The 10,994-nt window shown below is 74.4% G+C and carries 10 protein-coding genes; 5 read left to right on the forward strand and 5 right to left on the reverse strand.

Annotated features, from left to right (window positions below; translation table 11 throughout):
• Nucleotides 1-9 precede the first annotated feature (9 nt).
• Entirely contained in the window at nt 10-3,276 is a 3,267-nt protein-coding gene (locus BM076_RS22465) for a sacsin N-terminal ATP-binding-like domain-containing protein (RefSeq protein WP_245796227.1), read from the reverse strand.
• A 204-nt stretch (nt 3,277-3,480) separates the two neighbouring features.
• On the reverse strand, nt 3,481-4,395 hold the full coding sequence (locus tag BM076_RS22470; RefSeq protein ID WP_093715474.1) for a DUF3027 domain-containing protein: 915 nt from the start codon (nt 4,393-4,395) through the stop codon (nt 3,481-3,483).
• Nucleotides 4,396-4,668: 273 nt separating this feature from the next.
• Between BM076_RS22470 and BM076_RS22475 the strand changes: the two genes are divergently transcribed.
• The 4 genes from BM076_RS22475 to BM076_RS22490 all read left to right on the forward strand — a co-directional run bounded on the left by BM076_RS22475 (nt 4,669) and on the right by BM076_RS22490 (nt 8,333).
• Nucleotides 4,669-6,057 carry an MFS transporter gene (locus BM076_RS22475; protein ID WP_407640697.1) on the forward strand — a complete coding sequence of 463 codons (1,389 nt, stop codon included), beginning with the start codon at nt 4,669-4,671 and terminating at the stop codon, nt 6,055-6,057.
• 122 nt (nt 6,058-6,179) lie between these two features.
• Entirely contained in the window at nt 6,180-6,671 is a 492-nt protein-coding gene (locus BM076_RS22480) for a hypothetical protein (protein ID WP_093715475.1), read from the forward strand.
• A gap of 137 nt (nt 6,672-6,808) precedes the next feature.
• Nucleotides 6,809-7,444: a futalosine hydrolase gene (locus BM076_RS22485; RefSeq protein WP_245796245.1), complete on the forward strand. Its 636-nt coding sequence runs from the start codon at nt 6,809-6,811 to the stop codon at nt 7,442-7,444.
• A complete protein-coding gene (locus BM076_RS22490; protein ID WP_093715476.1) occupies nt 7,434-8,333 on the forward strand; it encodes a 1,4-dihydroxy-6-naphthoate synthase in 900 nt (299 codons plus the stop codon). Before BM076_RS22485 ends, BM076_RS22490 begins: the two co-directional genes overlap by 11 nt.
• 141 nt (nt 8,334-8,474) lie before the next feature.
• Here BM076_RS22490 and BM076_RS38205 read toward each other — a convergent pair whose 3' ends face one another.
• The gene (locus tag BM076_RS38205) at nt 8,475-8,858 is read right to left on the reverse strand and encodes a cold-shock protein (protein WP_033173507.1); all 384 of its coding nucleotides are present in this window, start codon (nt 8,856-8,858) and stop codon (nt 8,475-8,477) included.
• Between the two features lie 165 nt (nt 8,859-9,023).
• Between BM076_RS38205 and BM076_RS22500 the strand changes: the two genes are divergently transcribed.
• Entirely contained in the window at nt 9,024-9,260 is a 237-nt protein-coding gene (locus BM076_RS22500) for a hypothetical protein (protein ID WP_407640692.1), read from the forward strand.
• A gap of 40 nt (nt 9,261-9,300) precedes the next feature.
• On the opposite strand, the gene BM076_RS22505 is transcribed toward BM076_RS22500, so the two are convergent.
• Together BM076_RS22505 and BM076_RS22510 are read right to left on the reverse strand one after the other, a co-directional pair.
• On the reverse strand, nt 9,301-9,957 hold the full coding sequence (locus tag BM076_RS22505) for an HAD family hydrolase (protein ID WP_093715478.1): 657 nt from the start codon (nt 9,955-9,957) through the stop codon (nt 9,301-9,303).
• A gap of 48 nt (nt 9,958-10,005) precedes the next feature.
• On the reverse strand, nt 10,006-10,992 hold the full coding sequence (locus BM076_RS22510; protein WP_093715479.1) for a hypothetical protein: 987 nt from the start codon (nt 10,990-10,992) through the stop codon (nt 10,006-10,008).
• Nucleotides 10,993-10,994 lie beyond the last annotated feature (2 nt).

Genomic DNA, 10,994 nt, shown 5'->3' on the forward strand with positions numbered 1-10,994 from the left:
AGGGACCCGTCAGTCGAACCAGCGGTCGATCGCCAACTCCTCCGTGCGGGTGGGGTCTTCGAGCAGGGCGGCGAGTTCGAAGCGGCGGTGCCAGGCGCCGCAGGCCCAGGCCAGGCCCGCGGCGACGCCCTCCACGGTGGAGGCGTGCAGGGTGCCGTCCACATAGCGCCAGGACAGCTCGACGTCGCCGGTGACCAGCAACTCCTCGTGCTCGACGTAGCTGGTGGGCGCGCCGGGCAGCAGGTCGTGGACGGCGGGCAGCACGTCGTGCGGCTCGCCCTCGGACAGCACCCGCGCCTCGATCGCCTCACCGAGCCGCGGCACCTGGAACAGCTCGGCGAGTTCGGCGGCCAGCCGCGGCGGTACGGGCAGCAGCGCGCGGCCCCCGGCGAGCGGCAGCAGATCGGGGGCGTCGGCGACCAGCGCGTCCGCGGCGTCCACCACACGCGGTTCGCCGTCCACGACGGCACGCAATTCGTCGGGCAGGGTGACCTGTTCGGGGTCGAGTTCGGCCAGCGCCGCGTAGAGGCGGTGCAGTTGGCCGGGGGTGACGGGGCGGTCGGGGTCGGCGAGGCGGGCCAGCAGCTCGGCGGCGCCGCCCGGCTCGTCCAGCAGGGCGCGCACCGACGTACGGACGCCGAGCGCGCGCAGCACCTGCTCGTCGACGCCCGTGCCGGTGGCGGCCTCGTCGTAGAGCCCGGCGAGCAGCGGGTCGCCGCCCGCCGCGCGCAGGCCGACCGGGCTGCGGCCGTCGATGACGGGGTGGTCGCGCAGCCACCAGGCGGCGTAGGGGCGGACGGATTCGGTGGTGCCGTCGGGCAGCAGCACACGCACGGGCGCGGTGATCGCGTCGCGCAGCGGCGGCCGGGACAGCAGGGCCAGCGCCTGCGGCCAGGCGTCGTCGTCCACCAGGTCCAGGTCGCGGACGCCGATGACCTCGGTGGCGACCGGCGGCACATCGGTCTCCGGGAGCCGGTCCAGGACGTCCTCGCACCACACGTCCACGGCGTCGAGCAGGCCGACGTCGTCGGGCTCGGCCCAGTCGCTGTCGCGCGGTTCGAGGTCGTCGGGGTCGAGGACGACGTCGGCGGCGCGGACCAGTGCGAAGGTCGCGAGCACCCCGACGGCGGCGAGCGGCTGCTCGCCCCAGCGGTCGGCCAACTCGGCGTCCACGGCGGCCAGTTCACCTTCGCGGAGCACCGACTCCAGGGCGCTGCCCGGGAGGATCAGCTCACCGGCGGGCGCCAATTCGCCGTCCTCGTCGGGCAGCGCGAGGGCGGCGAGCCACGGCTCGTCGCCGGGCGCGAGTCCGGCGGCGCGGGCCAGGCCGAGCACGGTGTCGGCCAACTCCTCGGCGTCCAGAGCGTTCTCGTCGTCCCAGGCGGCGCCCTCGTCGTCCAGCGAGGCGGCGACCGCGGCCCGCACCTGGGGGGTGGTCAGGACGGCGCGCGGGGTCGCCGGGGCGGCACCGAGCTTCTCCAGCAGCGGGTGTACGGCGTCGGCGTGGGCGACCCGCAGGCCGAGCCGGGCGAGCGCGGCGGGGTCCACGGGTGACGCGCCGCCGTCCGGGGCGTCGTCGTCCCCGGGCACCGGCAGCAGCACCTGGCGCGGCCCTACGACGGTGCGGCCGTCGGCGAGCGGTACGGGCAGGCCGCTGAGCACGTCGGGGTCGGTGCCGGCCAGCGCGTCGTACAGCCGCCACCACCAGTCCGCGGGGCGTTCGGTGCCCGCGAGGCGGTCGACGGCGTCCGCGAGGCTGAGCCGGGCGACGCCCAACTGGCGCAGTGCGGGCCGCCGTTCGAGGGCGGCGGGCACCAGCGTGGGCAGCACCTCGGCCAGGACGCGTACGGCCTGCGCGGTGGCGCCCTCCACGACCTCGGCCTCGACGGGGCGCAGTGCGTGCCCCTCGCCGGCCAGTGGGCCGCCGCCGTCCCAGGCGTACGGGTCGGGCCCGGCGTGCGTCGGGTCGGCCGTGTCCTCGGCCGCTTCGGGGCGCGGCTCGGCGGCGCGCGGCAGGAAGGCGGTACGGGGCAGCTCCGCGAGGATCGCGCGGCGCAGTTCGGCGTCCAGCTCGCCCTTGCCGAGCGGTCCCGGCACGAGGTCGACGAGGCCGGTGCCGACCGGCCGCCAGTCGGCGAGCAGCCGGACGTACGAGGCGGCGGCGCGGGCCAGCAGGAAGTCGGTGAGCGGGCCGGGCGCGGCGCGCCTGCGGGCCGGGTCGAGCGGGAAGGAGGCGAGCAGCAGCGCGGGCAGGCCGAGCGGTTCGTCGGTGGGCGTGGGGGCGTGCACGACGGGCGCGGTACGGGGCGCGGCCGGGGCGCCGTCCGCGTCGACGGGGACGGCCCAGGTCACCGACCAGACCGGGCGCAGCCGTTCCTCCACCGGGCGGTCGGCGAGCAGGTCGGGGGTAAGGGCGCCGGACGCGGACGCCACCCGCCAGCGGGCGGCGCCGTCGCGGGCGCTGTCCTCGATGATCACGTCGCTGCCGCCGGGGCCTCCGGCTCCGTCCTCCGCTTGACGGCGGGTCAGGGTCCTTACCCCGTCCGGGGTTTCCACCACGACCTCGGACAGGGCCGGCAGCGCCAGCAGCAGCGCGTCGTCCACACCGGCCAGCAACCGGGCCGCGAGGTCGCCCGCGGCGCCGTCCCGCAGCGGCAGCAGCACGACGGTGTCGTACGTGTCGGGCGCGCTGCCCTCCGCGGCGAACGGCAGCCGCAGCAGCGGGACATGGCCGTCGCGGCGGCGCAATTCGTCGTCCAGGCCGGGGACTTCTGCGGCCAGTGCCCTGGCCTCGGCCAGCGACCAGCGGACGCCGCCGGTGCGGCTGACGACGGCCGGTTCGTCGCTGACGGCGAGGACGGCGGCGAAGCCGACGCCGAAGCGGCCGACGGCGGCGGCGCCGTCGTCGCGCTTGGCGGAGGCGCGCAGCGTGGACAGGGATTCGACGGCGGCGGCGTCGAGGGGGGCGCCGGTGTTGGCGGCGGCGAGGAGGGCGGGGGCGTCGTCGCCCTCGCCGCCCGCGTGGAGGGTCAGGCGGAGGCGGCCCGGGACGCCGGCCCGGACGGCGGCGTCGGCGGCGTTCTGGGCCAGTTCCACGACGAGGCGGTCGCGGTAGCCGCCGAGGGCGAGGTCTTCCTCGGCGTTGGCGTCTTCGCGGAAGCGGGCGGCTGAGGCGGTCCAGGCGGTGAGGACGCCCTTGCGCAGGGCGGCGGTGGCGAAGGGGTCGCTCGAGGCGTGCGTGATTTCCGTGGGTCGGGTTGTCCCTGCGCGGCTCACGTCGCCCTCCGGGTTGCTCCTGCGGCCCGCAGCCGGGCCTCGTCGGGGCGACCGTACCGCCCCGGGGGGCGAGCCCGCGAAGCGCGGCCTTCCCGCGCCTGCGGCGCGGTCGTTTTTCCCACCCGCACCACCCGTACAACTTGGATTTCGGCGATCGGCCCACCTGTGGGGGTGACCCGCCGTCGGCGGCTGCCGGGCCTCGCGCTACGAGTGGCCCAGCTCCTCCGCAGGAGAAGCTTCGTCGTCGACGGAGGCGGTGCGGTCGGGGTGGAGGGTGAGGGGCTCGGTCTCGGCGAGGTCGTCGAGGACCATGGGCGGCGGGGCCGGGGTCTTGGGCATGACCGCGGCCTCGGAGTGGCCGCCGCAGCCGTAGGAGAGCGAGACGAGCCGGCCGTCGGCGGGCGAGAACTCGTTGGCGCAGATCCCGAACGCCTGGCTGAGCGAGCCCTTGATGGCGACGAGGAAGCCGCAGCTGACGCAGTTGGCGGGCGCGGCCTGCGCCATCGGCGTCTTGGCGCCGAACTGCTCCTCCCAGCGGTCGGCCGCCGCGTGCAGCCCGTACCGGGAGAGCACCCTGGGCCGCCCCATGCCCAACTCGGCGGCGACGGCGCTGATCGTGGCGGGCGTGGGCACCACGAAGTCCTGCGCGGGGACCTCGGCCCCGGAGGTCTCGGCACCGTCGGAAGCGCCCGGCCCCTCAGGCCCGACGCCCTCCGGGAAACCGGGGAAGCGCTCGTCGTCCTCGCCCGTCCAGCCCGGTTCGAGGCGCAGGTCGTCCGCCTCGGTCGGCAGCAGGTCGCCGGGGCCCATGTCGCCGGGGCGCAGCCGCTCGCTCCACGGCACCCACTCGGGGGCGAGGACGGCGTCGTCGCCGGGCAGCAGCACCGTTTCGTCGATGGTCACGACCTTGGCGCGGGAGGCCCGGGTCAAGGTGGTGGCCCAGCGCCAGCCGCGGTAGGCGGGCTCCTTGCAGGCGAAGAAGTGCGTGACGACGCGGTCCCCCTCGGCCACGACCCCGAGGTGCTCGCCGACGGACTGCGGCCCGGCCGCCTCCTCCGTCACGGCGAGCGCGACATCGACCGCCTCGGCGCACAGGCGGTCAGGGGTACGGCTTCGCATCGCAGCACTCACAGAAATCGTTTCTCTCTCTACGCCGTCTCACGTGTGCGCCGCGACGCGACGGACCCGGGCGGGTCCCGGGGCCGACAACCGGGGCGGAGCGGACCTGCGGACCGCTTCGACGCCTTCGTTGCCTGCCTTCGTTTCCTGCCTCGTGGTCCTGCCCGAGCGTCTCCGGGCGCACCTGTTGCCACCCATTCTGCGCGATCGCACGCTACCTGTGCGCAGCACGTGCGCAAAGCAAGGGGTGCGTGCTCTTCCGATTGGGGCAGGATTGCTGTCGTGGCACGAACGGTGACTGCGGGCCCAGGGCCCGTGCGCAGGGCCGGACGCGCCCTCGCGAATGGCGTGGGGCGGTCCGGCGGTGCCGTGCGCCGTCGTATCCGTCGCTCGACACACGCGGGCGGCGCGGGCGAGTCGGGACTCGCGAAACTGATCGAACTGCACGCCGTGAACTCGGCGGGCGACATGCTGATCACGATCGCGCTCGCCAGTTCGGTGTTCTTCTCGGCGCCGACCGGCCAGGCACGCGGCCGGGTCGCGCTCTATCTGCTGGTGACGATGGCGCCCTTCGCGCTGCTCGCCCCGGTGATCGGCCCGCTGCTCGACCGGTTGCAGCACGGTCGGCGCGCCGCCATGGCGATGTCGATGCTGGCCCGCGGTGTGCTGGCCTGGACGATGGCGGGGGTGATCAGCTCCGCGGGCCTGGGCCTGTACCCGATGGCGCTGGGCGTCCTGGTGTCGTCGAAGGCGTACGGCGTGGTGCGCAGCGCCGTGGTGCCACGACTACTGCCGGACAGAACGACGCTGGTGAAGGCCAACTCGCGGGTGACGCTCGCCGGTCTGCTGGCGACGAGCATCGCGGCGCCGATCGGCGCCGGCCTGCACGCCATCGGGCCGCAGTGGCCGCTCTACGGGGCCTTCGTGATCTTCGTCTGCGGCGCGTTGCTGTCGATGTCGCTGGACTCGAAGGTCGATTCGTCGCGCGGCGAGCGCAAGGCGCGGCTGTCGGCCGACGAGGAGGCGCCCGCGGAGCCCTCGGGCATCCCGGGCAAGAAGCCGAGCCTGCTGGGCGTCGGTTCCTCCGTGCTGCACGCGCTCCAGGGCAACGCCGGGCTGCGCTCGCTGTCCGGTTTCCTGACGATGTTCCTGGCCTTCATGCTGCGCGAGCATCCGCTGGGCGGGCTGACGGCGGCCACCTCGCTGGGCGCGGTGGTGGTCGCGGCGGGCGCCGGCAACGCGCTCGGTACGGCGCTCGGCGCGTGGCTCAAGGCGCGCGGCCCGGAGATCATCATCGCGAGCGCGCTGATCCTGTCGCTGGCCGCGGCGGTCGCGGCGGCCACCTGGTACGGGCTGGTCACCGTCGCGGCGGCGGCGGCCGTCGCGGGCATCTCGCAGGCGCTGGCGAAGCTGTCGCTGGACGCGCTGATCCAGCGGGACGTGCCGGAGACGGTGCGGACCTCGGCCTTCGCCCGTTCCGAGACCGCGCTCCAACTGGCCTGGGTGGTCGGCGGCGGCCTCGGCATCGTCCTCCCGCTGAACGGCCCGCTGGGCATGTCGGTCGCCGCCTGCCTGGTGCTGACGGCCTTCCTGGTGTCGATACGCGGCCTGTTCGGCGCGGCCCGGCGCGGCGGCAACGCGGCCTCGGCCCGGGTGGCGTAGCGCGCGGGTCCTGCCGGTGCCACGACGTGTCTGCGGCCAGTGCCACGACGTGTCTCCGGCAGGTACGGGGACACGTCCCACCCCCGCGCAGCGCGGGGGCAACCGCCCGGTAGCCTCCTGCCATGAGCATTCGCCGCGCTGCCACCACCATCGGTGCCATCTCCCTCGGGCTCGTCGCCCTGACCGCCTGCGACAAGCCGACCCCCCTGGCAACCGTGACCGTGGGCGGCAAGTCCGTGACCGCGGAAGCCGTGGACAAGTGCTACGCCCACGGCAAGCTGCTCCCGCAGACGATCTTCGAGGCGTGCCTGACGGCGGCCCCGAAGCACCACATCACGGTGGGCCTCGGCGACAAGGTGCGGATCGGCGTCGACCCGAAGCTGGCGAAGAAGGGCTGGCTGATCGCCGACGGCACCCAACTGGTCACGCAGGAACTGCTCAAGGACAAGACGTACTGGACGCTCGACAGCGCCACGCTCTTCACCCAGCAGGACCCGCAGACCGGCCAGTCCGCCCCGGTCAAGGACGTCACGCTGAACATCGTCCAGTCCGGTGACCTGACCGGTCAGAAGACGTACGGCATCTGGAAGATCAAGCTCGTCCGCGGCAAGTGACGGCGGACCGGTCCGTCCCGGACCCGGGCGACGGCCGGCCCGCGGCCCATCACGGCACGCCCGCCGCGGCCCACGCCGGCCCCGCCGCGCCCCGCCCCCGGCGGCTGCTGGTGGTCACGGCGGTGGACGCCGAGCGCGTGGCCGTCGAGGCGGCGCGGCTGGAGACGGCCGAGGCCCTGGACGCGGTGCGGGTGATCGCCGCCGGGGTCGGCCAGGCCGCCGCCGCGGCCGGCACCGCCGTCGCGCTGGCCCGCGCCGAGGCGGCGGGCGAGCCGTACGACCTGGTGATCAGTGCCGGGATCGCCGGCGGTTTCGCACCGGTCGCGCCGGTCGGCCATGTGACGGTCGCGGAGACGATCGTGGCGGCCGATCTGGGCGCGCAGACCCCGGAGGGTTTCGTGCCGGTCGCCGAGCTGGGCTTCGGCGTCGGCGAGCACCGGCCGCCCGCGCGGCTGAGCCGGGACGTGGCGCGGGCGCTGGGCGCCGCCTACGGCCCGCTGCTGACGGTGTCCACGGTGACCGGCAGCGCCGAGCGCACCGCGGAACTGACCGGCCGTCACCCGCACGCCGTCGCCGAGGCGATGGAGGGTTTCGGGGTGGCGGAGGCGGCGGCGGCCTGCGGCGTACCGTGCCTGGAGATCCGTACGGTGTCCAACACCGTCGGGCCCCGGGACCGGGACGCGTGGCGGATCGGCGACGCGTTGGCGGCCCTGACGGCGGCGTTCGGGAAGCTCCCGGCCGCCTTGGAGGTTGAAGCGACACATGACGACTGACACCGCTGACAGCGCGGACCCGGGCACGGCCGGGAGCGAGACCGCCCTGCGGATCGCGTACTCCCCCTGCCCCAACGACACCTTCGTCTTCCACGCGTGGGCGCACGGTCTGGTGCCGGACGCGCCGCCGCTGGACGTGACCTTCGCCGACATCGACATCACCAACGCGATGGCCGAGCGCGGCGAGTCGGACGTGCTCAAGGTGTCGTACGCGGTGCTGCCGTGGGTGCTCGACGAGTACGCGCTGCTGCCCTGCGGCGGCGCGCTGGGCCGCGGCTGCGGTCCGCTGGTGCTCACCAAGGACGCGGGCAGCGGTACGGGGGCGGACCTGTCGGGGAAGACGGTCGCGGTGCCGAGCGAGCGCTCGACGGCGTATCTGCTGTTCCGGCTGTGGGCGGCGGACCAGGTGCCGGGTGGCGTCGGCGAGATCGTGGTGCTGCCCTTCCACGAGATCATGCCCGCGGTACGGGACGGCCGGGTGGACGCGGGCCTGGTGATCCACGAGGCGCGCTTCACGTACCAGAATTACGGCCTGCACAAGCTCGCCGACATGGGCGAGCACTGGGAGGCGACCACCGGGCTGCCGATCCCGCTGGGCGCGATCATCGCCAAGCGCTCGCTCGGCAAGGAGCGGCTGCACGCGCTCGCCGAGGCGGCCCGCACCTCGGTGCGGATGGCGTGGGACGACCCGGAGCCGTCGCGCGACTACGTGCTGGCGCACTCGCAGGAAATGGACCCGGCGGTCGCGGACCAGCACATCGGGCTGTACGTCAACGAGTTCACGGCGGATCTGGGCGAGGACGGATACGCCGCCGTACGCGGGCTGTTGACGCGGGCCGCGGCCGAGGGCCTGGTGCCGCCGCTCGGTCCTGACGCGCTCGCTTTCTGACCGATTGTTTTGCCGACTGGCCGGAATTCACCGGGCGACTTCGGCCGTTGACTTCGGCCCTTGAGTGCGTCGGTGCTTTGCCGGAAGGAGAGCTTCCGGCAAAGCACCGCTAAAAGCGGCCAACTCCCATACGGGCGGCGCTCATACGTCGAGCTGGTCGGCGACCACCCGCAGCACCGAGGCGATCTTGTGTCCATGGGCCTTGTCGGGATAGCGGCCGCGTTGCAGGGAACGCGCGACGTCTTCGAGCAGCGTGGTCAGATCCTGAACGATCGGGAGCAGCTCATCGGGTTTACGGCGCTGTGCCGCCGCGACCGAGGGCGCCGGGTCCAGAAGAGTCACGGAAAGCGCCTGATCACCGCGCTGACCTGCGACGACGCCGAATTCCACGCGCTGGCCGGGCTTGAGTGCAGCGACTCCGTCAGGCAGCACCGACGAGTGCACGAAGACGTCGCCGCCGTCATCGCGGGAGAGAAAGCCGAAGCCCTTCTCGCTGTTGAACCACTTGACCTTGCCGGTAGGCACGTCCGACCTCGTCCTCATTGCTCGAAACGACTCCGAATAAGACATCAGCGGGTCCATCGGAGACCCGCTGGCACCAAGGCTAATGGCCTGGTGCTGTGTGACAAGACGCCAAGGTCCCGTTCCCCGGCCGCTCGACCGCCCCCTGAACGGATCTACCCTTGTCCGGTGAGCAAACAAACCATGGGCCCCGGTGACCTCCTGGTCCGTACCGGCGCCGTCGTCTTCCTCGTGGGCGCGGTCGGCACCCTCGTCACCGTCGCGCCGCTGCTGCTGGGCACGAGCACCCTGCCGACGCCCGCGTATTTCGTGTCGATGCTGATGGGGGTGGGTCTGGCGATCGCGCTGTGCGGGCTGCTGCGGTCCGCGCTGGCGCAACGGCAGGCCGCGGCCCCGCGCCGCTAGCCGGGGCTCGCGGTACGGAGCACGGGGTGACGGCCGCGGCTCAGGCGGCCGTCGCCGTGTGCGCCGCGAACCAGGCGGGAAATTCGGTGAGGTCGTTCAGGACGACGTCCGCGCCCGCCTCGCGCAGTTCCGCCGCGTCGCACGGGCCGGTGGCCACCGCGACCGACAGCGCGCCCGCCTTGCGGGCACCGCGGACGTCGCCGATGTGGTCGCCGACGTAGACGCTCGCGCCGTACTCGGTCAGCGCCTCCGCCTTCGCCTCGGCCCACAGCCAGCCGCGCAGCTCGGCGTCGATGCCGACGTGGGCCAGGTGCAGTTCGGCGTTCGGGCCGTACTTCGCGGTGACGACCACCGGCCGGCCGCCCGCGGCCCGTACCGCCGCCACCGCCTCGACCGCGCCGGGCATCGCGGGCGTCGGGGCGATCGCGTGGTCCGGGTACAGCTCCCGGTAGAGGTCGGCGACCTCCGCGACCCGCTCCTGCGGATACCAGTTGGCCAGTTCGTCGTCCAGCGGCGGCCCCAGCCGGGACACCACCAGGTCCGTGTCGATCCACACGCCCGTCTCCACGACGAGCCGGTCGTAGACGGCCTTGATCCCCGGGCGCGAGTCGATCAGCGTCATGTCGAGGTCGAACCCGACGGTGAGCTGCGCGGGCTTGGGCGGTACGAGGTCGCGGTTCGTCGTCACGCCGACCATTGTCTCCCGACAGGTCAAACGGTTTCCGGGGTGCCCCACAAGGGGCACTCACGCCGGGCGGCGGGCCCGCCACAGCAGGTAGAGGGCCGAGCCGACGGCCGCGATGCGGATCGTGGCGGGGTAGGCGTCCTGGAACGCCTGGCCCATCTGGCCCTGCGCGATGGGGTCGCCCCATTTGCCGGCGTCGCGGCCCCAGACCCAGACGATCATGCCGACGGCGGTGGCGCCGGGAATGCCGAGGATGCCGAATTTGGCCTGCTTGCGGGTGAGTTGGCGGGAGAGGTAGCCCGTGAGCCAGCCGAGGCCGAGCGGGATCAGCGAGCCGATGACCGCGCCGACGATCAGCAGCCCGGCGGCGAGCAGCGGCAGCGGCGCCCAGGCGACCGTACGGGGGCCGCCGCGGCGCGGCAGCAGGCGGCGGCGCGGCCGGGGCGCGGCCACGTCCTCCTCGTAGGCGTCGTCGGCCCCGGCGTCGTCCTCGTCCGCCGCCGCCTCGATCGCGGCGGGCAGGCGTCGCGGCGCCTTCGCCGGGCCCCCGGCGTCGTCCAGTTCCTCGTCGTCCAGCGGGATGAAGACGCCGCCGGTCATACCGGGCAGGCCGGTCAGCTCGTCGCCCGGCCGCAGCCGCCCGTCGCCGGGCCCGCCGCGCTGCCACCACTCCCCCGTGCCGCGCCCCTGCGCCCGGGGCTTGTCCAGGTCGGGCCGGGCGGGACCGTCGCCGGGCGCGCGGGTCTTCGGTACGGCGTAGGGGCCGTACGGGCCCGCCGTCGCCGCGGGCGAGGGGCCGTCGGAGAGTCCGGCGGAAGCCGGGGACGTGCCGCCGGCCGCCGCCTCCACGACCTCGTCGGGGCTGCCGATCCGTCCGAGGATGCGCCGTACGGTCGCCGGGCTGTCGCTGCCCTTGCGCTCGCGGTCGATGTCGTCGCGGAGCTGCGCGACGAGCCGCATGCGCTGGGAGGCGGGCAGCGCGGCCTGCGCGAGATCGCCGACCCGGCTGAGGTAGTCGAACACCATCCGGTCGCTCTCGACGCCCACCG

The sequence above is a fragment of the Actinacidiphila alni genome, assembly GCF_900112845.1.
Taxonomy (GTDB): Bacteria; Actinomycetota; Actinomycetes; order Streptomycetales; family Streptomycetaceae; genus Actinacidiphila; species Actinacidiphila alni.